Here is a 26578-nt window from a genome sequence, read left to right on the forward strand (position 1 = left end):
GAGGGTTAGGGTGAGGGGCTTTTCAAGGGCTCACCGCTTAGGCAGTTCAATCACCACTTTCAACCGCCCCACTCGCTTTCGCCCAGCACCAGCAAGCCACCCCACGTATCGACGATATCCCGCACGATCCCAAGGCCGAGCCCATGCCCGTGGGTCTGCTCATCCAGCCGCGTGCCACGGCTGAACACCTGAGTGCGCTGCTCTTCGGGAATCCCCGGGCCGTCATCTTCCACGCTCAGGGCAAAGCCGTCAGACCTTTCGATCACACTCAAGCGCACCTCGGCATCGGCCCATTTGCAGGCGTTGTCGAGCAGGTTGCCGAGCAGTTCGAGCAAATCCTCGCGGTCCCACGGCAGTTGCAAGCCCGGCGGTGCAACGTAACTCAAGGCCAAATGCTCGCCGTGAATCATGTTCAGCGTCGCCAGCAACCCCGGCAGCTCGGCATCGCAATCGAACAACGCGCCGGGCAGCGCATCCCCGGATAACCGCGCGCGATTGAGTTCGCGATTGAGGCGCTGCTGCACCTGTTCCAGTTGTTCCTTGAGAATTTTGCGCAGCTCGGGATGGTCATCGAGCTTGTCGCTGGAGGCCAGGCTGAGCAGCACCGCCAACGGGGTTTTCAGCGCGTGGCCGAGGTTGCCCAAGGCATTGCGCGAGCGCTTGAGGCTGTCTTCGGTGTGGGCGAGCAAGTGGTTGATCTGCGCCACCAGCGGCTCCAGTTCCACCGGCACCTGATCGTCGAGTTGCGAGCGCTGGCCCTGTTGCAACTGAGCGATCTGCTCGCGCGCGCGCTCCAGCGGTTTAAGGGCGCGGCGTACGGTCAGGCGTTGCAGGAACAGGATCAGCAGCAACGCCGCCAGCCCCAGACCGAGGCCGATCTGACGCATGCGCTGGAAGCTGTCGCTGACCGGCGTGTAATCCTGGGCGACGCTGATCGAGATCGACTGACCCAGGCGCCGATAGTCCGAGCGCAGTATCAGCAAGCGTTGCCCGCCCGGGCCAAGTTGCAGGTTGCTGTGCAGCCCCGGGTGTTGCAGCAGCGGCAGTTCCTGATCCCACAGTGAGCGCGAACGCCAGTGGCTGTCGGAGAAATCGATGCGAAAGTAATGCCCGGAAAACGGCCGCTGATAGGCCGGCGACAGATGCCGCTCATCCAGTTGCAGACCTTGCGGGCCGCGCACCAGCGCCACCAGCAGGCTTTCGCTGTCGTTGCGCAGGCCGGCTTCGAGGTAGCGCTGCAAACCGACTTCGAACAACCACAGGCTGGTTTGTGCCAGTACCAGACCGACGATCACCATCACACTGATCAAACCCAGGCTCAAACGGCGCTGGATTGATCTCATGAAGCTTGCCCGCCGAACAGGTAACCCTGGCCGCGACGGGTTTCGATCACGCTTTTGCCGAGCTTGCGCCGCAGGTGATTGACGTGGACTTCGAGGACGTTGGAGTCACGCTCGGTCTCACCGTCGTAGAGGTGTTCGGCGAGGTGGCTTTTCGAGAGGATCTGTTCGGGGTGCAGCATGAAATAGCGCAGCAGACGGAATTCAGCGGCGGTCAGCTGAATGTCGGCGCCGTCGCGAACCACGCACTGGCGACCTTCGTCCAGATGCAGGCCGGCGGCTTGCAAAGTCGGCTGGTTGGCCTGGCCCTTGGAGCGGCGCAACAGCGACTGAATCCGCAGGTACAGCTCTTCCGGATGGAACGGTTTGGTCAGGTAATCGTCAGCGCCGGCCTTCAGCCCTTCGATGCGCTCGGCCCAGGAATCACGCGCGGTGAGGATCAGCACCGGAATCGCCAGGCCGGCGGCGCGCCACTGCGCCAACACGTCCAGCCCCGGCACGCCGGGCAGGCCGAGGTCGAGGATGATCAGGTCATAGGGCTCGCTGCTGCCCTGATACACCGCGTCACGGCCATCGGCCAGCCAATCCACCGCGTAGCCTTGGCGTTGCAGACCGGCGAGCAATTCGTCGGCCAGCGGTACGTGGTCTTCCACCAGAAGCAAACGCATCGATCAATCTTCCTTGTCTTTGACTAACTCGCCGGTATCGGCCTTCAGGTGCAGCTCGCGCGCCACGCCCTCGACCGTCAGCAATTCGACTTCGTAAATGTACACGTCGTGTTTTTCTTCCAGCTCGACTTCCAGCAGTTTGGCGCCGGGGTAGCGATCCATGGCCTGCTGCAGCACTTGCTCCAGCGGCAGGATCACGCCATCGCGACGCAGGGCCAGCGCCTCGTCCTGATCGAGGTCGCGAGCCATGGCCGTGCTGCACAACAACACCAGCGCCAGCGCCGTCAGGCGGGTGGCGCGACTATTCAGCTTCATTACGTATCCTGATGATCCCTGAGCACTTCACCATCGACCGCGTTCAACTCCAGATCCCACTTCAGCCCTTTCGGGTCGCGCAGTTCGATCTGGTAAATGAACTTGCCGTACTCTTCCTCCAGCTCTGTTTCGGTGATTTCCGAACCGGGGTGTTTTTCCAGGGCGATGGCGTTGAGCTTCTCGAAGGAGACGATAGTACCAGCGTCGCGCAAACGAAGCGCCTCGTCAGGCCCGAGATCGCGCGCCAGCGCAGTGTTGGCGCCAAGGCCGAGGATCGAGGCAGTGGTCAGGGCAGTCAGGGTTTTCATGGGTGTCTCCGAATTCTTATGTGTTGCTTACGGTGGGCACCATAGCGGGATCAACTTAACTGAAACTGAATGGCCATCATTGTGCCCCATTGCTGGCAAGGTCCCCTGTGGGAGCGAGCCTGCTCGCGAAGGCGCAGTGTCAGCCGCAACGATGTTTCTGACCCACCGCTTTCGCGAGCAGGCTCGCTCCCACACTGGTTTGCGTCTGCCCCCCTTGTGGGCAGGCTCACTCCTGCATGGGCCTGCAACATGTGCTTATAATCGCCAGCTTGCTAACGATCGAGACCGGTATGACCGCCATCCACATCAAGTTTCCCGCCCTCACCCTCAAGGCCGGCCCACGGGCCATGGCGCGGATTCGTGCGCAGGGTTTGCACGCCGCAGACGTCGGCACCCTGCCCGGTGCGGCCGGTGGGCCGAAGGCGTTGGGGATTCAAGGGCTCGATCTGGCGTTGTTCGGCGAGTGGCTGCCGAGTGCGCCGCGTGAGCGTTCGCTGATCGGCGCCTCGGTGGGTTCCTGGCGCTTCGCCAGCGCCTGCCTGCCGGACGCCGCCGAGGGCATTCGCCGCCTCGGCCAGCTCTACGCCGAGCAGAATTTCAACAAAGGCGTGAGCATGGCCGAGATCAGCCAGAGCTCGCAGCGCATGCTCAATGACCTGCTCGACGGCCGCGATGCGAGCATTCTCGAAAACGCCGATTACCGACTGAACATCATGGTGGTGAAAAGCCAGGGCCGCCTCGCTGAAGACCATCGCGGGCGCCTCGGTCTGGCACTGGGTTCAGTGATCGCGGACAACCTGCGCGGTCGTGCGCGCCTGTCGCGGCCCTCCGACCGGCTGACCACCCACGATCCGCGCCTGGCGCCGCCGCTTGATGCCTTGACCGATTTCCCCTCGCGCTTCGTTGCCCTCAACACCGGCAACCTGCGCCAGGCCCTGCTCGCTTCCGGATCGATCCCGATGGTCATGGAAGGCGTGCGCGACCTGCCCGGCGCCGGCGCGGGTACATTCCGTGACGGCGGTCTGCTCGACTACCACCTCGACCTGCCCTACAGCGGCGACGGCATCGTGCTCTATCCGCACTTCACCGATCGAGTGATTCCCGGCTGGTTCGACAAGACCCTGCCCTGGCGCCGCGCTTCGGTGCAGCGTCTGCAGGATGTGCTGCTGGTCGCGCCGTCGAAGGAATATCTGGCGCGCCTGCCCTATGGCAAACTGCCCGATCGCAACGACTTCAAACGCTTCATGGGCGATGCGCCGAGCCGGCAGAAATACTGGCACACGGCGATGGACGAGAGCCGGCGACTGGGCGACGAGTTTCTCGAACTGACGGCCAACGGTCGCCTCGCCGAGCGCTTGCTGACCCTTTAGTCAGCACGGCCCAAGACAAGCTGATAAACTCGCCGCCTGCCCGAATCGCTGCGGCGAACGCCATCTGAACAGAGCCGAAACTACCGTGGAAATCTTCAAAGAGTTTACTTTCGAATCCGCCCACCGCCTGCCGCACGTCCCGGACGGCCACAAGTGCGGACGCCTGCACGGCCACTCGTTCAAGGTCGCGCTGCACCTGAGCGGCGACCTCGACCCGCACACTGGCTGGATTCGCGATTTCTCCGAGATCAAAGCGATTTTCAAGCCGCTGTATGAGCGCCTCGACCACAACTACCTGAACGACATTCCCGGCCTGGAAAACCCGACCAGCGAAGTACTGGCCAAATTCATCTGGAATGAGATGAAGCCATTGCTGCCGGAACTCAGCGCGATCCGCATTCATGAGACGTGCACCAGCGGCTGCATTTACCGCGGCGAATAAGCACCACACATCTCCCCGCCCCTGTGGGAGCGAGCCTGCTCGCGAAAGCGTCGTTCCAGTCAATTTATTCGGTGACTGACACTCCGTATTCGCGAGCAGGCTCGCTCCCACATTGGGCTCCTGGTGCATTAAGTGCACTGCTTTCGCGCTGAAAACCCCAGTCGCGTCTCCACATTCGGTCACTTGCGTCGCTTGGCACGACCGCTGCAACCCTTCTGCGTCTTCCCCTTCCAGCAAGGACTGCCTCATGACGCAGAACGCCTCCGGCAACGATTACCCGCTCAGTGAAGTGCCCATGCACGCGCGCAAAGGCCTGGCCTCGACGGCGATGGTGTTACTGGGCTTCACGTTTTTCACCGCGACCATGTTTGCCGGCGGCAAGCTGGGGGTCGCGTTCGGTTTCGCCGAGATGATGGCGGTGATCATTGTCGGCAACTTGCTCCTGGGCCTGTACGCCGCAGGGCTGGGTTACATCGCCTTCAAGAGCGGCCTCAATTCGGTGCTGATGGGCCGCTTCTGTTTTGGCGAAGTTGGCAGCAAGCTCAGCGACCTGATCCTCGGCTTCACCCAGATCGGCTGGTACGCCTGGGGCACGGCGACGGCAGCGGTGGTGATCGGCAAGTATTTCAATCTCGATGAAACCACCGTGCTGGTCCTGATGGTGCTGTTCGGTCTGGGCTTCTGCGCTACGGCGTACATCGGTTATCGCGGACTGGAGATTCTCTCGTACATCGCGGTGCCGGCGATGATGTTGCTGCTGATGCTGTCGATGTGGGCAGCGACGGTGAAAGTCGGCGGCTTCGAAGGCTTGCTCAGCGTGGTGCCGAGCGGTTCGCTGGACTGGTCGACAGCGATCACCCTGGTCTTCGGCACCTTCGTCAGCGGCGCGACCCAAGCCACCAACTGGACGCGATTTTCGCGCTCGGCAAAAGTGGCAGTGCTGGCCAGCCTGATCGGTTTTTTCATCGGCAACGGCCTGATGGTGCTGATCGGCGCATATGGCGCGATCGTCTATCAACAGCCGGATGTGGTTGAAGTGCTGCTGTTGCAAGGTTTCGCCATGGCCGCGATGGCCATGCTGTTGTTGAACATCTGGAGTACTCAGGACAACACCATCTACAACTTCGCCGTGGCCGGCTGCAACCTGCTGCGTACCGGCCGGCGCAAGACTGTGACCCTGGGCGGCGCGGTGATCGGTACCCTGCTCGCCCTGCTGGGCATGTACGACATGCTGGTGCCGTACCTCATCTTGCTCGGCACGGTGATTCCGCCGATTGGCGGAGTGATCATGGCTGACTTTTTCTACCGCTGGCGCGGGCACTATCCGCGTCTGGCCGACGCACGGTTGCCGGCGTTCAACTGGCCGGGGCTCGGGGCCTACGGGGTGGGCACCGTCGCTGCGTTCAGTTCGCCCTGGGTCGCGCCGCTGGTAGGCATTGCCGCTGCCGCGCTAACGTATGTCATCGTCACCGGTGTGCTGGGCGCCCGTCGCGTCAGCGCACCACTACAAGACCTATAAAAAGGATTCGCCTGATGCACATCATCAACGCCCGCCTGCGCAACCAGGAAGGCCTGCACGAGTTGCACCTTGAAGACGGCCTGATCCACAGCATCGCCCGTCAGACCGAAGCGCCGACCCTCGGCCCGGATGACCTCGATGCCGGCGGCAATCTGGTGGTGCCGCCCTTCGTCGAGCCGCACATCCACCTCGACGCCACCCTCACCGCCGGCGAGCCGCGCTGGAACATGAGCGGTACGTTGTTCGAGGGCATCGAATGCTGGGGCGAGCGCAAAGTCACCATCACCGAAGAAGACACCAAGACCCGTGCCAAGAAGACCATTCAGGCCCTGGCCGCCCACGGTATTCAGCACGTGCGCACCCACGTTGACGTCACCGACCCGCAACTCACCGCGCTCAAAGCCATGCTCGAAGTGCGCGAGGAAAGCCGTCACCTGATCGATCTGCAAATCGTCGCGTTCCCGCAGGAAGGCATCGAGTCGTTCCGCAACGGTCGCGAGCTGATGGAAGAAGCGATCCGCATGGGCGCTGACGTGGTCGGCGGCATTCCGCATTTCGAATACACCCGCGATCAGGGCGTCAGCTCGGTGAAGTTCCTCATGGACCTGGCCGAGCGTACCGGCTGCCTGGTCGACGTGCACTGCGACGAGACTGACGATCCGCATTCACGCTTCCTTGAAGTGCTTGCCGAAGAAGCACGCAGCCGCGACATGGGCGCCCGCGTCACCGCCAGCCACACCACGGCGATGGGCTCTTATGACAACGCCTACTGCGCCAAACTGTTCCGCCTGCTCGGCCATTCCGGGATCAGTTTTGTCTCCTGCCCGACCGAAAGCATTCACCTGCAAGGGCGCTTCGACAACTTCCCCAAACGCCGGGGCGTGACCCGCGTCAATGAACTGCTAGAAGCCGGCATGAATGTGTGTTTCGGCCAGGATTCGATCGTCGACCCGTGGTATCCGCTGGGCAACGGCAACATCCTGCGCGTGCTTGAAGCCGGTCTGCACATCTGCCACATGCTCGGTTATCGCAACCTGCAAAGCGCGCTGGATCTGGTCACCGACAACAGCGCCAAAGCCATGCACCTGGGCGAGCGTTACGGACTGGAACAGGGCCGCCCGGCGAACCTGCTGATTCTTTCGGCGGACAGCGACTACGAAGTGATCCGCAGCCAGGGCCTGCCGCTGTATTCGATTCGCGGCGGCAAGGTGTTGATGAAGCGGCAGATGCCGGTGGTGGAGTTTGCGTGACCAGTACACTGCCGAACGCTAATGACTCTTGGAAATTTTATCGCTAACCAGTCTAAAGGACTGTCAACTCTGACAGGCGACAAACGCGTCCATGCTACGCAAAGTGAAGTCCATAAATCAGTCGATCCCAGGTGCGATCATGAAATGGACCTCACTGCCCAGCCTGATGCTTTTTCTGTTCCTGAATATTTGCGACGCGGCAGAGGCAACCGTCGCTGTGCGCAATGGCAGCGGCGAAGAAGTTCTTCTGCAAGGCTTTCACTGGAACTCCAGCCGCACCCCGGAGAAGTGGTATGCCGCACTGGACCGCATGGCCTCAACTATCGGCAACGATGGATTCACACTGATATGGATGCCTCCTCCCTGGGTGGATGAGTCCCGTTGGCAAAGCGCCACGGCCAGCGGCGGCGGTGAAGGTTATTTCTGGCAGGACTTTAATAAGTCCAGCCGCTATGGGACTGCCGAACAACTCAAGCAAACAGCCTCGGCCTTGAACAATGCGGGCGTCAAAGTCGTATACGACGTGGTGCCCAATCACATGAGTGAAAAGGGCGTGGTAACGATGTTCCCCCGAGGACGCAACGAATGGCGTCACGACTGCGCCCGGTGTGACGAAGGCGACCCGTTCATGGACGGCACGGCCGATCTGAATACGGGCAACGCCGAAGTGTTCGAAACCTTCAAAAAAGAATTCACCAATCTGCGCGACCAGTTTGGTGCTCAGGGTTTGCGTTTTGATTTTGTCAGAGGGTATGCACCGGAGACTGTCGACCGCTGGATGAAAGACTTTGGCGACCGGCAGTTCTGTGTCGGGGAAATGTGGAAAGGCCCAAACGAATACCCGCAAGGGGACTGGCGGCGCAGTGCCAGTTGGCAGGATGCACTGAAAGACTGGTCAGATCGTTCGCACTGCACGGTGTTCGACTTCGCCCTCAAGGAGCGCATGCAGAACGGCACGCTGGCGCAGTGGCGCGATGGCCTTAACGGCAACCCGGATCCTTCCTGGCGTCAGGTCGCGGTGACCTTTGTCGACAATCACGATACCGGCTACTCCCCGGGCGACTTCGCCGGTCAACACCATTGGCCGCTAGCCGAAGAACGACGCAACCAGGCCTATGCCTATATTCTGAGCAGTCCCGGAACGCCCACCGTTTATTGGCCAGACATGTATGACTGGAACCGTGGCCCACTGATTCGACAACTGATCAAGCTGCGCAAAAACGCCGGGGTCCGCGCCGACTCCCCCATTCGGTTTCACACGCGATATTCCGGACTGGTGGCGACGATCTCCGGCAGCCGTAAGAGCGTAGTGATTGCCCTTGGCTCGGATCTGGAACGCCTGCCAACGGAACTTGAAAAACCTGCTCTGGAATGGGACGCCGGCGCTATCAGGATCTGGAGCGTTGCCGCCCACGCTGCCCCTGTCAGCCTGCGCCTCAATTGCGACAATGCCCATCCGCAGCGCGACGAAAGCGTTTATGCCGTGGGCTCGACGCTTGAGCTTGGCGCATGGGACCCACGCCATGCGCTTGCCTTGAGCGCGTCGGACGGTCGCTGGAGCGCGAGCATTGAAATACCGGCACGGCAGGCTATTGAATGGAAATGCATTGTACGAAGTAGCGATCCCTCTGGCGTCGTTTACTGGCAGGCGAATCCGAACACCTCAGTGACCACTGGCACGGTGAGCGAAACCACTGGACGCTTCTAGATATGATCAACGGTCAGAAAGGGATACGGCCACGCCAAACAGGTGCACAGTCACGCCGAGTTCGCTGCGCTGTTGCAGCAGAATCGGCGCGGTACCACCGGGCATGACCACCCGCACTTCCCCCGCTTCAACCCAACCCACCCGCCATGCTGCACACGCCACCGCACTGGCGCTGGTGCCGGATGACGCTGTCGGCCCTTCGCCACGTTCAAACACCCGAGCGAGAATCGTCTGCGGCGACGCCAGCGCGGCCCATTGCAGATTGACGCCCGCCGGGCAGGGATTGCCGGCACCGGTGGGCATGGCGTAGGCAATAGCGGTCAGCCGTTGGTTAAGGGGTGATTCACGCATCTGCTCGTTGCTCGGCAAAGCAGCCGCATCGCTGAGCAGCGTTACGCAGTGAGGATTGCCGATGCGGACGAATTGACTGTGCGTCCAGTCGGGATTGAGTTGCGCCAAGGGCTGGACATGGCTGACGTCGCGATTATTGATTTGAACGCTCTCGACTGCCTGCGCCCCAACGGCTTGCGGGCCGAATCCGGGCTGGCCGAGGTCGAGCCAGAAACCGCGCACGCCTTCGACTTCGGCCGGTGTCACCGCGGTTCCCAGCGCTTCGCCCTTGTCATGATGAACGCGCAACACTGCACCCTGCTCCGGCAGCAAGCCTTGCTCGGTCAATGCCTGAGAAAAAATCGTCAGGCCGTTACCGCTGCGCTCGGCGAGACTGCCGTCGGTGTTGACGATCAGCACATCGAACGGCGCAGATGCCTGAAACGGGCCGATCAGCAGGCCGTCGCTGCGGTGGGATTTGCTGTTGGCCGGACGCTGGCCGTCGGGCCAATCGCAGCACCGGGCGATGGCGGCTTCGCTCCATTGCTGTCGAGACGTGGCGCACTCGGCGGCGCTGGCGGGCAAGGCAATTCCGGATTCGCGCAAGGCTTGGGGCGAAACCACTCCGTAGATATTGCCGCGTGCGTCGTAGAACCTCGTCATTGCCCTGCCCTTTTTCGCCGTCTGGATAAACGCCACTCTAACGATTAACACGGTCCCTGTGGGAGCGAGCCTGCTCGCGAAAGCGGTGTGCCAGTCGACACGGCGTTATCTGACCCACCGCATTCGCGAGCAGGCTCGCTCCCACAGGTCATGCTGTGCAAGGATGTCCACCGCGCCAACCCGACACTCGCGATCGAACCTCAACGCCGTCAGAATGTCACTCGGGATGCAGTTGTTTTTTTGCCAAGGATCGATATGACCAGCCTCAACCCCCAAGACACGTTCGTCCCCGGACGCCTGCAACAGATGTCCACGCGCGTTGCCTTTTTCATTGCCGGCCTCGGCATCGCCGCCTGGGCGCCGCTGGTGCCGTACGCAAAGGCGCGGGCCGGGCTGGATGAGGGCACGCTGGGGTTATTGCTGCTGTGCCTGGGCGTCGGCTCGATTCTGGCGATGCCGCTGGCGGGGATCCTCGCCACGCGTTTTGGTTGCCGACGTGTGGCCACCGGCGGCACCTTGCTGATCTGCGCGGCGCTGCCGTTGCTGGCGACGGTGTCATCGATCCCGGCGCTGATCGCCACGCTGTTCATGTTCGGTGCCGGCCTCGGCACGGTGGATTCGACGGTAAACCTGCAAGCCGTGATCGTCGAACGCGCCAGCGGCAAGCACATGATGTCGGGGTTTCACGGCCTGTTCAGCCTCGGCGGCATTGTCGGTGCGGCGGGCGTCAGCGCCCTGCTCGGCCTCGGGCTGACACCGCTGGCAGCGATGCTGGTCGTCGTCGTGTTGTTGATCGGCGCCTTGCTCAAATGCGTGCCGCACATGTTGCCCTACGGCAGCGAAAGCTCCGGCCCGGCGTTCGCCATTCCCCATGGCATCGTGCTGTTTATCGGCGGCATGTGCTTCATCGTGTTCCTCACCGAAGGCGCGGCGCTGGACTGGAGCGCAGTGTTCCTCGCTCAGGAACGCGGGATCGACACGGCTTATGCGGGAATGGGTTACGCAGCGTTTGCCCTGACCATGACCGTGGGCCGTCTGCTGGGTGATCGCATCGTGCGCAAGCTGGGGGCCACGCGGATCATTCTGTTCGGCGGTCTGTTGGCGGCGGCGGGGTTGTTTCTCGCCACCTTCGCGCCGAGCTGGCAAGCGGCACTGCTCGGTTATGCGCTGGTCGGCGCCGGTTGCTCGAACATCGTGCCGGTGCTGTACACGGCGGTGGGCAAGCAGACGGTGATGCCGGAGAGCATCGCGGTACCGGCGATTACCACGCTGGGTTATGCCGGGATTCTCGCCGGGCCGGCGGTGATCGGTTTTGTCGCCCATGCCAGCAGCCTGAGTTTTGCCTTTGGATTGATGGCAGTGTTGCTGGTGGCTGTGGCGATCGGCGGCAAAGTCCTCAAAGTCTAAAAGCTTCGCGAGCAGGACGTAGCCAGATCGTTCCCCACGCTCTGCGTGGGAATGCCTCAACGGACGCTCCGCGTTCGGCTTTGCAAGGGACGCGGAGCGTCCCGGGCTGCATTCCCACGCAGAGCGTGGGAACGATCAAGCCTTAGAAGCCTACGCTGGCCTGCACGAAGAACGTGCGCGGTGCGCCGACATACATCCCCGAGTTGTTGTCGCTGGAGCGGGTGAAGTATTGCTTGTCGAAGACGTTCTTCACCCCGGCACCGAGCTTGAGGTTCGACACCTGCGGACCAAAGTCATAGCCGCCGCGCACGTTCCAGGTCACGTAACCCGGGATGTCGCCGTACTGCCCGTCCGCCGTGCCTTCAGTGATGTAGTTGCCATTGAAGCTGCCATCCGCATTCACACCGGTGCCCGGCGAACGCTGTTTCGATTGGGCGAAGCCATCGATGTTGTACGTCCAGCGGTTGATTTCGTAACGCAATCCGACCGTCGCAACCTGCCGCGAATAGAACGGCAGATCGCGGCCCTTGAAGCCGGGGATCTCGCCTTCATAGGTGGCGCGCGTGTAGGTGAAACCGGCGTTGGCGGTCAAACCATCGAGGCGCGGATCGAGGGCGGCCATGTCGTAGTGCGCCGAGGCTTCGATGCCCTGGTGCTTGGTCGCGCCGAGGTTGGTCCAGCCGACGTCGTTGCTGATGTATTGCAGTTCGTCATCGAAGTCGATGTAGAACAGCGTCACCTCGCCGCCCCAGACATCATCGTTGTAGCGCGTGCCGATCTCGTAGGTCTTGGCCTTTTCCGGCTCCAGACCGTTGGCGGTGCTGTCACCCGAACCGCCCTGGCCGAGCTGGAAATATTGCAGGCTGCCGAACGAGGTTTCGTAATTGGCGAACAGCTTCCAGGCATCGGACAGGTGATACATCACGCTCAGCGCCGGCAGCGGCTCATTGCTTTCGATGCTGCGGTTTTTCTCCGGGACCGGCCGGCCAGCGGTGTCGAGCACGGCGCGGTCGTGCCAATCGGTGCTGATGTGTTCGAAGCGAATGCCCGGGGTGATGGTCCAGTTGCCGACGTCGATCTTGTTGTCGACATACACCGAATTGGCCTCGGTGCCGCCGGTGCGATCCTGGAACACATGGCCGTCGGAGGTCGGCGTGACCACCGGCTGATTGTTGACCAGCGCCAGACGACTCGACTCTTCGTGCATGGCCTCTTTCAGATAGCGATAACCGACGCTGACTTCCTGGGTGGTCGGACCGACATCGAACACCCGCGACACGCGCGGCTCGATGCCCAGGGTGTAATAGGAACGCGGGTATGAGCTGAGGGTGCGCTGATCGCGCGCGGCGATGGTACTGCCGCGAAAGCTGTCGGTGTAATAGGCGAGAATTTCTGCCTGAGTGCGCTCGTCGATCTGGCGGATCCACTTGAACGACACGTCTTTGCGCCGGCCTGTGAACTGGTCGTAGTCACGCACCGATTCGTACGGTTTGTCGTCGTACTGACGCTGGGTCAGGCCGCCGGGCATCTCGGCACTGGCGTCGTAATAGTGAAAATTGAGACTGAAATCGTCCTGGTCGGTCGGCGCCCAGTGCGTCTTGAGCAGCACGTCGTCGATGTCGTTGCCGTTGTTGCGCTCGCGATAACCGTGACCGTTGACGCCGGAGTACAGCAGCGCGACGCCCATGCCGTTGTCGGCGGTGCCACCAAGAAACGCGGTGTCGATGTGTTTCCAGCCGCCGTACTGCGTGGTTTCCAGGGTGGTGCCGATTTCGCCGGTGGTTTTCTCCGGGATCGCGCGGGTCACGAAGTTGATCACGCCGCCGACGTTCTGCGGCCCGTAACGCACGGAACCGGCGCCACGCACGACGTCGATGCTGTCGAGGTTGCCCGAGGAGATCGGCGCCATCGACAACTGCGGCTGGCCGTATGGCGCGAACGCCGCTGGCACGCCGTCGATCAGTACGGTCGAGCGTGGCGACAGGCGCGAAGTCAGACCGCGTACGCCGACGTTGAGGGAAATATCACTGCCGCCGGTGCCATTGGAGTCCTGCACCTGCACGCCGGGCACGCGTTTGAGCACGTCGCTGACGTTCATCGCGCCCTGCTCGACCATCGCTTCGCGGCGAATCACCGTGCGTGCGCCGGGGTGGTTCTGCACCACCGCCGCGTCGGCGTCACCGAGCCAGTCGCCGACCACTTTGATGTCGGTCACGCCGAGCTCCAGCGGGCCGTTGCTGGCTGCGGAGGTAGCGGCTGGGGCGAGCGTCACCGAGCCTTCATTGATCTGATAATCGAGACCGCTGCCCTGCAATAGCTGCCGCAAAGCCTGCTCTGGCGAAAGGTCGCCGTCGACCGCTGACGCCTGTTTGCCGGCCACCAGTTCGGGGCTGAAAAACACCTGCAGCGAGGTTTGCTGGCCCAGCTCGCTCAAGGCCTGGCCCAGCGGTTGCGCGCGGATATGAATGGCTTCAGCGGCAAACGCCAACGGCATCGCGGCGCTGACCGCCAGCGCGAGAGCCAATGGCAACCAAGGGGATTTTTTATTGTGGTGGGTGGTGATGTTCACGTCGTACGGAGTCCTGTGGATCGCAAGAGTGTGCGGCTGTTAATGCAAACCAGTTGCAGTTGAACAGGAAGACGATGAACGGGGAAAAAACCTGAATGCTATCTGGAAATTATTTCCTGACTGCCATCGGCGAGGGTGCGCACCGTCACCGGCAGGATGCTCGGCAAGGCTTTGAGCAAGGCGTCGGTGTCGTCGGATTTGAACACGCTGGTCAGGCGCAGGCTGGCCACGTTCGGCTGGGATACGGTCAGCGGTTTGTCGCGATAGCGCGATACTTCCGCCGCTACTTCGCCGAGGCTGGCGTTGTTGAACACCAGCTTGCCGTTGCGCCATGCGGTCAGTTCCGCCGGGTTGACCGCGTAGGCCGGCAGGACTTTGCCTTGGGCATCGACCGCGGTGCCGAGGCCTGCGGTGAGGTTGATGAATTGGTTGTCCGGGGCAGCACTTCCCTGCACCTTCACCGCGCCCTGTTCCACCACCACGCGGGTTTGCGTGGCATCGCGGCGCACATCGAAACGCGTACCGGTGACTGTGACCTTGCCGCTGCCGGCTTCGACAATAAACGGACGCGAGGCGTCGTGTTCAACACTGAACATCGCCTCGCCCGCGCTCAATTCGATCAGCCGTCGATCCTTCTCATAACGCACCTGCAAGCGGCTGCGACTGTTCATGTCGATCACCGAGCCATCGGGTAACGCCACATGTTTGCGCTCGCCCAGCTCGGTGGCGAATTCGGCGCGGTAACCGCCCGGCTGATTCAAACCACTGAACAGGCCAAGTCCCAGCGCCACGGCGAGGACACTCGCGGCGACGGCATAATGCAACAACGGCCGGCGTTCGCGGCGAGGTGGCGGCGTTTCGGCAAGCGCCATGAGGCGAGAAGTCGGCAACAGATCAGCCGCGGTCCACATGCCTTGCAGCAACTGGAATTCCTCACGGTGCTGCGGATGCTCGTTCAACCAGGCGTCGAAGCGCTGCCGTTGCTCGACGCTGACATCCGGCTCCTGCAGACGCACGAACCAGGCCGCCGCTTCGTCACGCACCGCCGTTTGTCCACAGGCGCAATCACCCGTTTCCATCATGGAATGTCCTGTCCGGCTGAAAATGAAAAGATCCAAGCGCTCATGATTGCAAGCCATCCAGCCGCTCACGCAGATGCCGCAGGGTGCGGATCATATACTTTTCGACCATGTTCTTGGACAGCCCCAGGCGTTCGGCGATTTCTGCCTGCGTCAGGCCTTCGATCTTCTGCCATACAAATATCTTGCGGCAGTTGAGCGGCAGCTCGGTGAGCGCGCGTTCGATGGAGTCGGCCAACTGGATCGCGTGCATGTAATGCTCCGGATCGCCCGCTGACGACGCAGTGTCCTCGAACGCCTCCGACTCCAGAGCGCCCCGCCGGTCCTCCCGCCGATAACCATCGACCGCGATATTGCGCGCGGTCTGATGCAGATACGCACGCGGCTGCTGCACCGCCGCCGAATCTGCCTCGAGCACCCGCACAAAGGTGTCGTGCGCCAGATCCTCGGCGTGCGCGCGATTGCGCAGGCGCCGAGTCCAGGTGCCGATCAACTCTTCGTAGTGCTCGAAAAAGCCGGATCTGCGGGAGCGCATGGGGGATGGGCGGCGTGGTGAGAAAGGGGCGTGAATAGTAATGCTTCGTATTAATACAAAGCAATGCACGCTGTGATGGTGTTTTTAATGCGCAAGGTGCAACCACCGACGACGCCGAGCTCCGATGGGCATTGAGCAGGTCCCTGTGGGAGCGAGCCTGCTCGCGAATGCGGTATGTCAGCAACGATGATGGTGACTGACACGTCGCCTTCGCGAACAGGCTCGCTCCCACAAGGTAAAAGCGTGAATGCCTCAGGCCTGCGGCAGTTTGCGGAAGCCCACCGCCAGGCGATTCCAGCCGTTGATGGTGTTGATCGCCACCGTCAGGTCAACCAGCTCCTTCGGCGAAAACTGCGCAGCGACTGCTTCATAGTCTTCGTCCGGCGCGTGGGTCAGGCTCAGTTGCGTCAGCGACTCGGTCCACAGCAGCGCGGCACGCTCACGCTCGCTGAAGAATGGCGCTTCCCGCCATGCCGTCACGGCGAACAGGCGGCGTGGGGTTTCGCCGTCCTTGATGGCGTCGGCGGTGTGCATATCGATGCAGAATGCGCAGCCGTTGATTTGCGAAGAGCGCAGCTTGACCAGTTCGAGCAGGCTCTTTTCCAGCGACAGTTTCGAGACGGCATTTTCCAGCGCCATCATCGCTTTCATGGCATCTGGGGAAGCGGTGTAGAAATCGGCACGAGGTTGCATGGTGGGCTCCGGGGTAGCGATTGAATGTGTGGCTACGTTAGTCCCCGGGGGTGGTTCGGCAAATAGCCAATATTGCAGAAGAACGGTAGGCCACTTGGCGCGGCGACTGACCGCTCGTCACTCGACGGGCACCAAGGTTTCAGTGCGCAAGACCAATATCAGGTAATCCCCTTTATCAGGAGACGTACCATGATGACGCGCAAATTCACTTCGTTATTGTTGGCCGGCCTGCTCGCCACGGCGTCCGCCGCCAGCTTCGCGGCCAATGACAGCACCGATGCGACGGGCACCAAGTCCGGCGGCGCCAGCAGCTCGACCATGCCGCCGGACAACACCCCGGGCGCGCCTTCGGGCGGCAACAGTTCGGGAACCTCTGGCGGCGGCACGGGCAGCGGCGCAGGAAGTGGCACGGGCACCAATGGCGGCGCCAGCGGTTCGGGTTCCGGCGCGGGTGGCGGCACCGGTTCGGCCGGCGGCGGCACGGGTGGCGCGGGCGGTGGCACGGGCGGCTGAACGAACAAGAGCCATCCCGGATAGTCTTGAGTCCATCACGAAACAATGTGGGAGCGAGCCTGCTCGCGAAAGCGGTGTATCAGTCAACAAATATGGCGACTGACATGCCCTCTTCGCGAGCAGGCTCGCTCCCACTTCTGATTCATGTCGATTGAAAGAATCAGCGATCCGAACGCATCAGCTCGGCAAAAGCCTCTTCAGCTGCAAACACCGCCGCGCGATTGCGCCCGGCATTTTTCGCCTGATACAACGCCGCGTCCGCGCGCTGGATAAACACCTGCGGGCTGTCGTTGCCGTGCGGAATAAACGCATAACAGCCCAGGCTCACGGTGAGATAACCGGTCGGCGAGCCGCTGTGGATGATGTGCTTGTCGATGACGCTGCGGCGAATTTGCCCGGCTATCGCCAGCGCGCCGTTGATGTCCGTGTCCGGCAACAGCACGGCAAATTCTTCGCCGCCATAACGCACCGCCAGATCCGACTTGCGCTGGCAGCAGGTTTTCACCACTTGCGCCACCTGCGCCAGGCATTGATCGCCGGCGACATGGCCGTAAGCATCGTTGTAGCGCTTGAAGAAATCGATATCGAGCATGATCAGGCTGACCGGACTGACCTGCCGCGCGCCACGGGCAAACTCAATGTCCAGCGAGCGCTCGAACAAGCGCCGATTGGCCAACCCGGTAAGGCTGTCGTGGGTGGCGATCTGCTCCAGCGCCCGTTGCGCCTTGCGCAGGTTATTCTCGATACGCTCGCCGTCGCGCACCTGATGAATGAACACCCAGCCGAACAGGCCAACCCCGAGAATCACCAGCGCGACAATTACGCTGGACTGGAACGCACGCTCGTACCAGCCCTTGAGAATCGTATCGCGCGAGGTCGCCGCCGCCACCACCAACGGATACGCCGACAAACGTCGATAACCGTACAAACGGATCACGCCATCGACCACTGAATGGATCATCGCCGTGCCCGCAGCCGCCTCCGGCAGCAACGTCTGATAGATCCGCCCCTGCGCCAGCGAAGTGCCGATCAGCTTTTCATCAAACGGTCGGCGGGCGAGCAAGGTGCCGTCGCTCAGACCAAGAAACATGATGCCTTGATCATCGAGGCTGAAGCTTTCGAAGAAGCGGTCGAAGTACGACATCTTGATCCCGGCTAGCAGCACGCCCTGAAAATTGCCGGCGTGATCATTGATGCGTTTGGAAATCGGGATGATCCACTCGCCGTTCTCGCGACTGCGAATCGCCGGGCCGATGTGCGCCAGCGTCGAAGCGTTCTGCTGGTGGAATTTGAAGTACTCGCGGTCAGCCACGCCGTTGCCACGGGGCAGATCGGCGAACGAGGTAATCACCCACTGACCCTGCGTGTCGAAGAGAAACATGCCGTGCAACTGATCGAGTTGCTGCACCCGACGGGCGAGGGTTCTCTGCAAGCGTGGTTTCTGCGCGGCGCCGTAACCATCCTCCTGAATCCAGTCGACCAGGCTGGTCATCACCAGATCGGCGGCCAGAAACGTATCCTCTGCCTGCTGCGCCATGGCCCGGGTCAAGTTGCTCGACGCCACTTTCGCCACCGCCAGATCCTGGCGCCGCGACTGCTCCAGTTGCAGGTACAGCAAACCGGACAGGCACAGCCCCACCGCAACGATAAACAGCAGCGCCGCTTTGCGCAGCGGCAGGCGTTTAAGGGTGCCTCCGGGGGCCTGATGCGGATCGTGAATGGGGATAGGCAAAAGCAAGTCCTGGGCAGGTACGACTAGGGCGTGAGCCCGAAACCCTTATTTTTGTGAGCGTAGTTCATGGACAGTATCGAGGCAATTGAAGGCACCTACGGTATTGCAGTCAGCTCCATCACCCCACGAGAACGTTAGCGACCTGTATCTCCGCAACTTGACCTGTTAAAGTCAAAAACTTTCAAAAAGCAATGGCTACAGGCCACCATGCAGCTCTTACCGCTGACCTCAAGGACTGAACGTGAACCGCTTTCTTGAACAACTTGATGACACGCCGCCATTCGATTTCAGCAACTATTTGGCTTACGGCAAGATCGATGACATTGAGGCTATTCCCGGCGAACCCTCTTTCGCCATGGCGTGGTTCAACTTGATCGCCATAAATTCACTATACAAATGTGGATTGCAGCGCAAACATCACGTTCAAGTTCACCGCGAACTTGCGAGTTTCGATGAGAATCCATACGAAGAAGCGGTGATTTTCCGCATAGAAATAAAACTCCATGTTTCTCGGGAGTACTCATCGCTAGACGAGTTTCTGCTGAGTCATCAGGACAAGTGGTACATATTCAAAGTCCGCGATCCCGGCAAACAAAACGGGAACTCGAGGCTCTACACCAACCTCTTTACTACGTCGATTCCGAGTCAGGTTCGTTTCGACCCGGTGGACCCGGACCACCAGAAAATGCTTAACCGGGAGTTTTCTCTCGACACCGCCGAAAAGATCAACATGGTCGAGTTACAGCATCTGATCGCCCAATCGACCCCAGGCCCACAATTTCTGGCTGCATATGACGTTGGCCAGGGCAACTCCAACGCCTTGATCAGTGACTCCGGGGGGGCTTGTCCAGACATCTACTTTGATGTTGGTGCCGCTGTCGGCCCCAACAAAAGTTCAAAACCGGGTCTGATTGATTTCTGCTTTAGCAAACAACCGCTCATCATCATGTCTCATTGGGATCATGATCACTGGGCAGGTGCTTGTCCGAAGGAAAACAAGGACAGCGACGCGCTGAAGATGAACTGGATTGTGACCAATCAAATCCTTGACCCCATCCACAAGACCTTTGCTATGGAGGTAATCAATAAAAAAGGCCGCATCAGAGTTCTCGACATGCCAGTGGGAGATATTGGTCAGGCTGTTTTGAACAATAAGATGTCCATCCGATTCACTCTGGGCAATGGACGCACGCGCAACGATTCCGGGATTGTTCTTTCCATCGAGAACAATGACCCGGACTTCCCGGCCTGCTGGCTCTTGACCGGCGACTGCGACTACAAATACTTCCTCGACAAATTAAAACCACCACCCGCCGTGGCAGTCATAGCACCGCACCATGGCGCTAATTTAAAAGCTACCGGCACTGTACCGATACCTGTGCAAAGTGGTTACCGGCGTCTGGTTTATTCATTTGGCAGGGGTAACAAATACAGGCATCCAACTCCCAAGTCAGTAGAACGGCATAAGAATGCGGGCTGGGATGTCGGAACCTGGTCGACCGCCCCTGGTGGCTGTGTGAAGACAGCCGATATCTGTGCAACCGCCGATAATGCCGTTACCGGATCATATCGAGGAGGCGTGCTAATCGGTTGGGAGGCTCTGACATCGCCTTTGCCAAACTGCCTCGGATGCAGCTGTAACACCACGCTGGTCAACCACTGAGTTATCAAGCCGCATAAAAAACAGGCGTCCCGTCGGACGCCTGTTTTCTTATCACCGCGACGGCGGAACTCGAATATCCCCCGCCCGGCACTGAGTCTTCACACCCTTGCCGCACGCGCCAAACTGCAAATCCTTGCCCATGCACACGCGCACTTCCGCCAGTTCCGGGCCACTGCAAATGACGGCGATGCCATCGGCCGGGATCCCCGGGTTGGCCTTGCGGAACAGGTCAGCAATTTCCTGGGCTTCGAAGTAATAGGAGGAGCTGAAGGGTTGCAGCTCATCGGGGACTTTCACCGCCGCCACCGCTTTGTCCGCTTCATCCAGATAACCCATCGCGCCGAGGCCGCTGCAGGTGCCGTGCTTGGACCATTCGTGGTCGAGCAGTTTCTTGGTCGGGAACAGCGTCAGACCTTTGCTGGTTTGCGCCGCGTTCAACGTGGTCAGCGGCGGGCAGGATTCCGGCCAGCCGCCCTTGGCGTATTGCGGCCACAGGCCGTGCAGCACGAAGCCGTAGCCCTTGCCCGTGCACTGCGAGTCATCTTTATGCGTCAGGCAAAAGGTCGGCGACCAGGACAGCGTCAGCAGGTAGTAATCGAACACTCCCGCCACCGATTCCGCCTGGGCTTTGCTTGACTGTGATTGCCGCGCCGAACTCAAGCCGATGCTACCGGCCATCAGCGCAATCACCGCCAAAATTGTAAACAGCTTTTTCATGTACCCACTCCTTGGGACGCCTGCGTCCATGGTTTTCGATCCTGACCGACTTGGCCAGCGCTGATTTCGACACGCTTGTGTTGCAGGCGCATGATGCAAGGCAACGTCGTACACCGTTGAAAGGTCTACGATTAACAGGCAGACATCAAACCAAGGGATCCGAAATGAGTAAAGCAGACGAACTCGCCGCCAAACTCAAGCAAACCCGGCACACCCATGCCGATGCCGCGCTGGAGATCGATTGCTGGCCGGCGCAGGTGTACGACTTGTACCACCGCATCGAAGCGTGGCTGCAACCGGTGACTGAGGTTGGTTTGAAGATTCGGCGCAATCCCACGCACATCTGCGAAAGCTCCCCGGATGGCGAAAGCCACGATTACGCCATCGACCAACTGGTGATCGAAGCCAATGAGCGAAGCCTGACATTTGATCCCATTGCAAGGTTTACCGAGGATGGCGCCGGGCGGGTGCAGATCAACCCGTCAGCCACGGACACTTATCTGCTGCGTACAGTGGATGAGCATGGTGAGAGCCATTGGTGGATGCAGTCGATTGAAACCGGCCAGGAGCTGGATGCCATCGCCCTGACCGAAAACAATCTGCTGCAGGTGGTGCAGGAAGGATTGGGGCTTTAAATTCTTTCCATCACGATCAACTCAGAAAAACAGACCAATTGCATTGAATGGCCGGATTTCTAAAGAAATCTGGCCATTTGTCGTTACAGAACCACCAATCAAACCCGATGGAATCTTGATCGCATGGATGCTTCGCCCGCACCAACGTTTACGCAGTTCTTCAAACGCAATTTCAAACGTATTCTTGATTACTGGAGCCAGATCACCGTCACTCTGGGCTTTCTCGGCGCGGGGTTGGCAATCCTTGGGCTATACGTCTACACCCGGGCAATTGGTCGTACTGACCTTTTCCTGGCAGGCAGCGATGCCAAGTCAGCCCTTGCTATCTGGCTTTTACTGATCGTGCTGATCATGGTGGGCTACCTTGGCGTACTCTCCGCCAGTGCATGGTTCTACGGTATTACCGTATCGATGTTCGAAAAAGTGCCAAAAAGGCACAAACAGATCGCTACCTATTTGCTGCTTCCTTTGTGTTTTGGCTTTTGTACTTTCATTTTTCTACTTTTCAAGTTCTCGAACACATTCAGCGCCGGAATTTCGATGCTGTTTGTTTTTTCCATGACCCTGCTGGCCTATTTCGCACTTTTCCTGTTCAAACACTTTCGAAAGATTTTCAACAAAAACACCCGACGAATGGGAGGCTGGAAGAAAAACGGTTTCCGACTCTTGATCGGTGGCATGATCGGCTTAGCCGTTCTGTGTGCGTCACTCCCCACATTGCTGATCCTCGAGACCTACGTCGGCGATGATAATGCGCAGGCGGTAGTGGTTGTCGGGTTGTTTTCCCTCGGCACACTCATTTTCAGTCTCGTCCCGATTTTGATTTTTTATATCAGCAGAGGCCATGTCTTTGCGCGTATCGCTTATGGAATCGCAACAGCACTGGTTCTGTTCAGCGGGTTTCTTCTTTTATCGCCAGGTGCAATGCCAAGCATCACCTACGCAGCTGCTGGAAATCTGGCGATTCGTCAACCACCGGCGCGATTCATACTTGACGAAAACATCAGCCTGGACGATCTGGATAACAGACTGTGGCGAACCACACTCAATGAAAAACAAAAGATCGAAGTCACGGCGTTTCCCTTGTTCACCTTTGGCGACATCTTGCTGTTGTGCAGCAGAGACCTGCAGCGTTTGAACCTGTATGAATTGCCTCGCTACACACACTTTTGCATCGCCACACGTAACAGCAAGGTCACTCAGAAACCGTTGCGTCCAGGGCTTGCGCCGCTACTCAGCTGGCAGCAGCGTGCTGAACACATCGTTGGCTGGGATCACTTGCGCTCAGCCATTCTCAAACCGATTCACCTATCGCCACAGGTCCTCCAACTCCAACGCCGTATTGAGCAGTTGGCTGAACCTGTCAAAACTGTAATCCCCTACTCAGCCAACTGAATGCTGGCGCTGGTGGCGTTGCCCGGTACGTTGAGTCCGGGCGCGGGATGACACCCGAGAAGGCCTTTCACTACACTGGGCCACCTTCCTTCTCAGAAACCCGATCACAATGACAATGCCAAAAACGATGATCCTCTGCGGCCTGCTGACCGTGGCCGCCGTCGCCCACGCCGAGCCAAGCACTTCGCACCTCGACAGCATCCAGCAACAAGGCCAGTTGCGTGTCTGCACCACCGGCGACTACAAGCCCTACACCTTCAAGCGCAGCGATGGCGACTTCGAAGGCATCGACATCAGCATGGCCCGCTCCCTGGCCGACAGCCTCGGCGTCAAGGTGCAATGGGTGCAGACCACCTGGAAAACCCTGATGCCCGACATGCAGGCCGGCAAATGCGACATCGGCATGGGCGGCATCTCGGTCACCCTCGAACGGCAGAAAAAAGCCTACTTCAGCAACACCCTCGACACCGACGGCAAGATCCCGCTGGTGCGCTGCGCCGACCAGTCCAAATACCAGACCATCGACCAGATCAACCAGCCCAACGTGCGCCTGGTGGAACCTGCCGGCGGCACCAACGAAGCCTTCGTCCACGCCTTCCTGCCCAAGGCACAGCTGGCCCTGCACGACAACGTGACGATCTTCCAGCAACTGCTCGACAACAAAGCCGACGTGATGATCACCGACGCCTCGGAAGCGCTGTATCAGCAGAAACTCAAACCCGGTTTGTGCGCGGTGAATCCGCATCAATACATGCAATACGGCGAGAAGGCCTACCTGCTGCCGCGCGACGACATCAGCTGGAAACTGTATGTCGATCAGTGGCTGCATTTGAGCAAGGTCACTGGCAAGTATCAGCAGACGTTGAGTGAGTGGATTGCGGTGCCGGGGCAGTAACGGTTAATCGTCGTGCAGCGGTGACGGCGACTGTTCAGCTAGCCATTTAGCCTCGCGGTGACGGTTAACCGCTCCGTCACCGCGAGGTTCGCTTCAAGCCTTCACTTCAACTTTGTCCAACGCCTGATTCACTGCGATCTCTCCCAGCATCACTACCTGGGCGATGCCCAATAACGTCTTGCGCTGCGAGTTTTCCAGTAACGCGGCGAAGTCGTTGAGCATGATGCTGGCCGAACCCAGTGATTCACTGGCATTGGCCAACAGGGACTCACTGTCGTAAGCCGGGTTGGTGAGGAACATGCGCTCGGGCTGGTTGGTGGAGGCTTTGATGTGACTGGCGGGAGGCAGGTAGTAATCCAGCGCACGCTCGGCGGCGTCGTGGAGTTTTTTTGAATCTGGGGATTTGTAGGGGGGATGCGGGATTGGTGTCCGGCGGGTTGGGTGTGACTTTAAACATGGATGAAACCTCTAGCGCGATTACCAAAAGAAGCCATCACCCTCGCTACCAAACGAAGGGTGGCGGCCATACGCAGGTTGGTAGACCGGTCGCACTAGAACCCGGCGCCCACGAATGGACCCCACGCATGACCACCATGATATCGAGCGCTGAGAAGCGGCCTGAATCAGGTGACGCAATGCATCTAGACACGAAGCGGGCTACCAAACCCGACCACTGATTTCAGTGACCCAGGGACGATAAAACCCGCAGGCTAGACGCACAAGCCGGCGGATTCTGTCTTAGGTGTAGGGGGAGGCGCAAGACAACGTAGGCTTCGGATGACTTTCACTAGTCAGATTTAAACAAGCGCCTGCGCAACCGTTTAAAAATCCCGGGCCAAAGTTCAAATCGAAACTGATACAGTTCCACTTGGCAAAATCGTAGACAGGAAGTCAAACATGGCAAAGCCAGCAGCTCGTATTACCGATTCCACCAATTTCAATTACCATCGGCTTCACCTCACCAACTCGGACGCTCAGCGAACTCACGGATTGAACACTATGGCCGAACAGTTTACTACTGAAGCAAAAGCAGCGGAAATCAAACCAGGCGCGCCGACTGTCCCCACGATTATCACGGTCAACGATAGAGCTGCAACAAGGGAAGCGATTATCAGGCTTCTCCACAAAAACAATGCGAATTTGTGGAAAGATCCTCTTGGGGAGCACATAAAGCAAAAGGCGAAATGGTCGATGATTGGGACTATTCAATGATCGCCCTTCACCATGCCGGCCGGAGTATGGGTTGCGGTGCTGGGGCAGGACAAATGCGGGCAATCCAAAGTGAGCATCAAGCCAAGTTTGATGACATCGGCTATCACTATGGTATCGACTGCACGGGGAAAGTCTTTGAAGGACGTGACATACGATTCAAAGGCTCAAGCGTACATAACTACAACACTGGTGTAATTGGGATCGTTTTGCTGGAGAACCTGGCGACGGCCGAAGAAGGTGGAGACATGGTGGCTCTTGCCCGTCAGGCTCTTGAAACCTTCAATGGCAATATGGATCAGAAAATTTCTGCCATTCAGATTGACACCCTTCTGAGTTGATTCAGGCCCTGACCAGTGTTTTCAGGGTAACGACGTTAGGAGGACATCGTGAATTCCCCATGCAGGCCGGCGAAGGGAAGATTTGTCCAGGCAATATTGGCATGGAACTGGTAAAAAATCTTCGAATTAAAACCAAACTCTTGCGACCGCCCTCATCATGAAATCGCTTCTTATCATCAGCACAATTATCTGTGTCGTTATCCTTTACGTCGGCTTCTATGAAAAGATGGAGGACGCTTATCCAGAAAAATGTTCTTCATCAAGAAAAGCCCGACATTTCAAATGAAATTTGAAAATATTTTCGCGTACGAATCAGATGACAAAACTGTAGGTGAGTTAAGCGGTACGGAACGACAGTTGGTAATTCAGTACTGCAAATATCGGCTCGGGGTGACTACTGACCTGCATAACCAAGAGGAGCTTGAACTATGCAAGAAGAGATAGTTCCCACCTTCATCTCAGCATATACATCATAGGCGGAACGAGCTTCTGAACGAATACTCCATGCACCTGCCCAGCTTTTTACTGATCCATCCCCCCGCCGGGGTTAACATTAAAATGATCATGGAATTGGTACTGACAATACAGCTCAGAGATGGAAAAAGGTATCAAGCCACATGGATGCAAATAAAGTCGGACGCCGGTATGTACGGTGGATCCTTCTGCCGCTCATCGTCCTTTTTTTCTGGTACCTCTGCTCCCCGGTTGTAGCGGTGAATTTTTCCCCGAACAGTGAGGAAGAATTTCACTACGTTTGGAATACTCAGGAGAGGATTCATAGAGGCGATATCAAGCATGGTGGCTCAGCCGTTGAGTTCGGCTACCTATTCCCTGATGACGACTTTTTCATGATGTTTGATTGGTGGACTGATAAAGGTTTTCAGAGGTGCGTGGACATCAGCCCCAAATGGGGCCGAACCATTGACATCTATTTGGATGCAACAGGCAGGATCGATATTGCTAAAACCGGCCCGGACGTTATTGCTCGATTGAAACAATGCACTGGCGAACCTGACCCTTTCCGACCATGAGTTAGCCGTGAGCTCCCATGGAACAGCAAGTAGGCCACATCGATCGTCATAGATGGGGCGGCAGCGCCCCAATCTACTCCGAGAATGCCATTCAGTCTTTCCAGCGCAACCAGGACTGAACGTAAGTGCAGCCATTGATGCACTCGAATCCTGCGTTATCGCCCGCTTGATCGCCCGCTCATCCAGCTCTGATTCGCGCTCGTGTAGTTCGTTTCCGGGGCGCAAATCTCGCTCTCTTGGTAGACTTGCAC

The 26578-nt window shown here is 59.1% G+C and carries 24 protein-coding genes and 2 pseudogenes; 14 read left to right on the forward strand and 12 right to left on the reverse strand.

Annotated features, from left to right (window positions below; all coding sequences use genetic code 11):
- Positions 1 to 30 precede the first annotated feature (30 nt).
- The 4 genes and pseudogenes from OC605_RS00815 to OC605_RS00830 form a co-directional block, all read right to left on the reverse strand.
- Positions 31 to 1343, reverse strand: a pseudogene (locus tag OC605_RS00815) (sensor histidine kinase).
- Positions 1340 to 2008, reverse strand: coding sequence for a response regulator transcription factor (locus tag OC605_RS00820; RefSeq protein WP_016775412.1), 669 nt, complete (start codon positions 2006 to 2008; stop codon positions 1340 to 1342). Before OC605_RS00820 ends, OC605_RS00815 begins: the two are co-directional and overlap by 4 nt.
- A gap of 3 nt (positions 2009 to 2011) precedes the next feature.
- A complete protein-coding gene (locus OC605_RS00825; protein ID WP_016775413.1) occupies positions 2012 to 2323 on the reverse strand; it encodes a PepSY domain-containing protein in 312 nt (103 codons plus the stop codon).
- Complete coding sequence (locus OC605_RS00830; RefSeq protein WP_016775414.1) at positions 2323 to 2631, reverse strand: PepSY domain-containing protein; 309 nt, start codon at positions 2629 to 2631, stop codon at positions 2323 to 2325. The genes OC605_RS00825 and OC605_RS00830 overlap by 1 nt, the downstream gene beginning before the upstream one ends.
- A 290-nt stretch (positions 2632 to 2921) precedes the next feature.
- Here OC605_RS00830 and OC605_RS00835 point away from each other — a divergent pair, with 290 nt between their 5' ends.
- The 5 genes from OC605_RS00835 (at position 2922) to OC605_RS00860 (ending at position 8920) form a co-directional block, all read left to right on the forward strand.
- A complete protein-coding gene (locus OC605_RS00835; RefSeq protein ID WP_262136050.1) occupies positions 2922 to 4001 on the forward strand; it encodes a patatin-like phospholipase family protein in 1080 nt (359 codons plus the stop codon).
- A gap of 85 nt (positions 4002 to 4086) precedes the next feature.
- The gene (gene queD / locus OC605_RS00840; RefSeq protein ID WP_007915588.1) at positions 4087 to 4443 is read left to right on the forward strand and encodes a 6-carboxytetrahydropterin synthase QueD; all 357 of its coding nucleotides are present in this window, start codon (positions 4087 to 4089) and stop codon (positions 4441 to 4443) included.
- Positions 4444 to 4690: 247 nt separating this feature from the next.
- Positions 4691 to 5962, forward strand: coding sequence for a cytosine permease (gene codB, locus OC605_RS00850; protein ID WP_122603777.1), 1272 nt, complete (start codon positions 4691 to 4693; stop codon positions 5960 to 5962).
- Positions 5963 to 5976: 14 nt separating this feature from the next.
- Entirely contained in the window at positions 5977 to 7212 is a 1236-nt protein-coding gene (gene codA, locus OC605_RS00855) for a cytosine deaminase (protein WP_262136051.1), read from the forward strand.
- A 139-nt stretch (positions 7213 to 7351) separates the two neighbouring features.
- Complete coding sequence (locus OC605_RS00860) at positions 7352 to 8920, forward strand: glucan 1,4-alpha-maltotetraohydrolase domain-containing protein (RefSeq protein WP_262136052.1); 1569 nt, start codon at positions 7352 to 7354, stop codon at positions 8918 to 8920.
- A 6-nt stretch (positions 8921 to 8926) separates the two neighbouring features.
- Here the strand turns inward: OC605_RS00860 and OC605_RS00865 are convergent, their stop codons facing one another.
- Complete coding sequence (locus OC605_RS00865) at positions 8927 to 9913, reverse strand: diaminopimelate epimerase (protein ID WP_262136053.1); 987 nt, start codon at positions 9911 to 9913, stop codon at positions 8927 to 8929.
- A 255-nt stretch (positions 9914 to 10168) separates the two neighbouring features.
- On the opposite strand from OC605_RS00865, the gene OC605_RS00870 reads away from it, so the two are divergent.
- Positions 10169 to 11320 (forward strand): MFS transporter, encoded by a 1152-nt coding sequence (locus OC605_RS00870; protein WP_095182435.1) that lies wholly within the window; start codon positions 10169 to 10171, stop codon positions 11318 to 11320.
- Between the two features lie 142 nt (positions 11321 to 11462).
- Here the strand turns inward: OC605_RS00870 and OC605_RS00875 are convergent, their stop codons facing one another.
- From OC605_RS00875 to OC605_RS00890, 4 genes are all read right to left on the reverse strand, one after another.
- Positions 11463 to 13889 (reverse strand): TonB-dependent siderophore receptor, encoded by a 2427-nt coding sequence (locus tag OC605_RS00875; RefSeq protein ID WP_262136054.1) that lies wholly within the window; start codon positions 13887 to 13889, stop codon positions 11463 to 11465.
- Positions 13890 to 13987: 98 nt separating this feature from the next.
- Positions 13988 to 14971, reverse strand: coding sequence for a FecR family protein (locus OC605_RS00880; protein WP_262136055.1), 984 nt, complete (start codon positions 14969 to 14971; stop codon positions 13988 to 13990).
- Between the two features lie 40 nt (positions 14972 to 15011).
- Entirely contained in the window at positions 15012 to 15503 is a 492-nt protein-coding gene (locus OC605_RS00885) for a sigma-70 family RNA polymerase sigma factor (protein WP_262136056.1), read from the reverse strand.
- Between the two features lie 252 nt (positions 15504 to 15755).
- On the reverse strand, positions 15756 to 16196 hold the full coding sequence (locus tag OC605_RS00890) for a carboxymuconolactone decarboxylase family protein (protein WP_133340426.1): 441 nt from the start codon (positions 16194 to 16196) through the stop codon (positions 15756 to 15758).
- Positions 16197 to 16385: 189 nt separating this feature from the next.
- Between OC605_RS00890 and OC605_RS00895 the strand changes: the two genes are divergently transcribed.
- Complete coding sequence (locus OC605_RS00895) at positions 16386 to 16709, forward strand: hypothetical protein (RefSeq protein ID WP_262136057.1); 324 nt, start codon at positions 16386 to 16388, stop codon at positions 16707 to 16709.
- 160 nt (positions 16710 to 16869) lie between these two features.
- Here OC605_RS00895 and OC605_RS00900 read toward each other — a convergent pair whose 3' ends face one another.
- Positions 16870 to 18441 carry a diguanylate cyclase gene (locus tag OC605_RS00900; protein WP_262136058.1) on the reverse strand — a complete coding sequence of 524 codons (1572 nt, stop codon included), beginning with the start codon at positions 18439 to 18441 and terminating at the stop codon, positions 16870 to 16872.
- Positions 18442 to 18682: 241 nt separating this feature from the next.
- Between OC605_RS00900 and OC605_RS00905 the strand changes: the two genes are divergently transcribed.
- Positions 18683 to 20104 (forward strand): hypothetical protein, encoded by a 1422-nt coding sequence (locus OC605_RS00905; protein WP_262136059.1) that lies wholly within the window; start codon positions 18683 to 18685, stop codon positions 20102 to 20104.
- Positions 20105 to 20155: 51 nt separating this feature from the next.
- Here the strand turns inward: OC605_RS00905 and OC605_RS00910 are convergent, their stop codons facing one another.
- Complete coding sequence (locus tag OC605_RS00910; RefSeq protein WP_039760675.1) at positions 20156 to 20821, reverse strand: ribonuclease T2; 666 nt, start codon at positions 20819 to 20821, stop codon at positions 20156 to 20158.
- 164 nt (positions 20822 to 20985) lie between these two features.
- Here OC605_RS00910 and OC605_RS00915 point away from each other — a divergent pair, with 164 nt between their 5' ends.
- The 3 genes from OC605_RS00915 to OC605_RS00925 all read left to right on the forward strand — a co-directional run bounded on the left by OC605_RS00915 (position 20986) and on the right by OC605_RS00925 (position 23746).
- Positions 20986 to 21456, forward strand: a complete 471-nt coding sequence (locus OC605_RS00915) for a hypothetical protein (protein WP_262136060.1) — start codon at positions 20986 to 20988, stop codon at positions 21454 to 21456.
- 123 nt (positions 21457 to 21579) lie between these two features.
- The gene (locus OC605_RS00920) at positions 21580 to 22851 is read left to right on the forward strand and encodes a hypothetical protein (RefSeq protein WP_262136061.1); all 1272 of its coding nucleotides are present in this window, start codon (positions 21580 to 21582) and stop codon (positions 22849 to 22851) included.
- 109 nt (positions 22852 to 22960) lie between these two features.
- On the forward strand, positions 22961 to 23746 hold the full coding sequence (locus OC605_RS00925; RefSeq protein WP_262136062.1) for a transporter substrate-binding domain-containing protein: 786 nt from the start codon (positions 22961 to 22963) through the stop codon (positions 23744 to 23746).
- Positions 23747 to 23839: 93 nt separating this feature from the next.
- On the opposite strand, the pseudogene OC605_RS00930 reads toward OC605_RS00925, so the two are convergent.
- A pseudogene (locus tag OC605_RS00930) lies at positions 23840 to 24203 on the reverse strand (DUF6124 family protein).
- A 440-nt stretch (positions 24204 to 24643) separates the two neighbouring features.
- Between OC605_RS00930 and OC605_RS00935 the strand changes: the two are divergent.
- The 3 genes from OC605_RS00935 (at position 24644) to OC605_RS00950 (ending at position 26327) form a co-directional block, all read left to right on the forward strand.
- A complete protein-coding gene (locus tag OC605_RS00935; protein WP_262136063.1) occupies positions 24644 to 24958 on the forward strand; it encodes a hypothetical protein in 315 nt (104 codons plus the stop codon).
- Positions 24955 to 25296: a peptidoglycan recognition family protein gene (locus OC605_RS00940; protein WP_262136064.1), complete on the forward strand. Its 342-nt coding sequence runs from the start codon at positions 24955 to 24957 to the stop codon at positions 25294 to 25296. The genes OC605_RS00935 and OC605_RS00940 overlap by 4 nt, the downstream gene beginning before the upstream one ends.
- Positions 25297 to 25913: 617 nt before the next feature.
- A complete protein-coding gene (locus tag OC605_RS00950) occupies positions 25914 to 26327 on the forward strand; it encodes a hypothetical protein (RefSeq protein WP_262136065.1) in 414 nt (137 codons plus the stop codon).
- Positions 26328 to 26578 lie beyond the last annotated feature (251 nt).

This window comes from Pseudomonas sp. Marseille-Q5117, assembly GCF_946901175.1.
GTDB classification, from domain to species: Bacteria; Pseudomonadota; Gammaproteobacteria; order Pseudomonadales; family Pseudomonadaceae; genus Aquipseudomonas; species Aquipseudomonas iranensis.

Bases quoted from the DNA above. Each gene is read 5' to 3' on its own strand.
- OC605_RS00885 (WP_262136056.1), bottom strand. From the start codon at position 15,503: ATGCGCTCCCGCAGATCCGGCTTTTTCGAGCACTACGAAGAGTTGATC.
- OC605_RS00890 (WP_133340426.1), bottom strand. From the start codon at position 16,196: ATGCAACCTCGTGCCGATTTCTACACCGCTTCCCCAGATGCCATGAAA.
- OC605_RS00925 (WP_262136062.1), top strand. From the start codon at position 22,961: ATGACAATGCCAAAAACGATGATCCTCTGCGGCCTGCTGACCGTGGCC.
- OC605_RS00915 (WP_262136060.1), top strand. From the start codon at position 20,986: ATGAGTAAAGCAGACGAACTCGCCGCCAAACTCAAGCAAACCCGGCAC.
- OC605_RS00830 (WP_016775414.1), bottom strand. From the start codon at position 2,631: ATGAAAACCCTGACTGCCCTGACCACTGCCTCGATCCTCGGCCTTGGC.
- OC605_RS00895 (WP_262136057.1), top strand. From the start codon at position 16,386: ATGATGACGCGCAAATTCACTTCGTTATTGTTGGCCGGCCTGCTCGCC.
- OC605_RS00940 (WP_262136064.1), top strand. From the start codon at position 24,955: ATGATCGCCCTTCACCATGCCGGCCGGAGTATGGGTTGCGGTGCTGGG.
- OC605_RS00920 (WP_262136061.1), top strand. From the start codon at position 21,580: ATGGATGCTTCGCCCGCACCAACGTTTACGCAGTTCTTCAAACGCAAT.
- OC605_RS00825 (WP_016775413.1), bottom strand. From the start codon at position 2,323: ATGAAGCTGAATAGTCGCGCCACCCGCCTGACGGCGCTGGCGCTGGTG.
- OC605_RS00860 (WP_262136052.1), top strand. From the start codon at position 7,352: ATGAAATGGACCTCACTGCCCAGCCTGATGCTTTTTCTGTTCCTGAAT.
- codA (WP_262136051.1), top strand. From the start codon at position 5,977: ATGCACATCATCAACGCCCGCCTGCGCAACCAGGAAGGCCTGCACGAG.
- OC605_RS00880 (WP_262136055.1), bottom strand. From the start codon at position 14,971: ATGATGGAAACGGGTGATTGCGCCTGTGGACAAACGGCGGTGCGTGAC.
- OC605_RS00950 (WP_262136065.1), top strand. From the start codon at position 25,914: ATGGATGCAAATAAAGTCGGACGCCGGTATGTACGGTGGATCCTTCTG.
- OC605_RS00865 (WP_262136053.1), bottom strand. From the start codon at position 9,913: ATGACGAGGTTCTACGACGCACGCGGCAATATCTACGGAGTGGTTTCG.
- OC605_RS00870 (WP_095182435.1), top strand. From the start codon at position 10,169: ATGACCAGCCTCAACCCCCAAGACACGTTCGTCCCCGGACGCCTGCAA.
- OC605_RS00820 (WP_016775412.1), bottom strand. From the start codon at position 2,008: ATGCGTTTGCTTCTGGTGGAAGACCACGTACCGCTGGCCGACGAATTG.
- OC605_RS00835 (WP_262136050.1), top strand. From the start codon at position 2,922: ATGACCGCCATCCACATCAAGTTTCCCGCCCTCACCCTCAAGGCCGGC.
- OC605_RS00935 (WP_262136063.1), top strand. From the start codon at position 24,644: ATGGCAAAGCCAGCAGCTCGTATTACCGATTCCACCAATTTCAATTAC.
- OC605_RS00910 (WP_039760675.1), bottom strand. From the start codon at position 20,821: ATGAAAAAGCTGTTTACAATTTTGGCGGTGATTGCGCTGATGGCCGGT.
- codB (WP_122603777.1), top strand. From the start codon at position 4,691: ATGACGCAGAACGCCTCCGGCAACGATTACCCGCTCAGTGAAGTGCCC.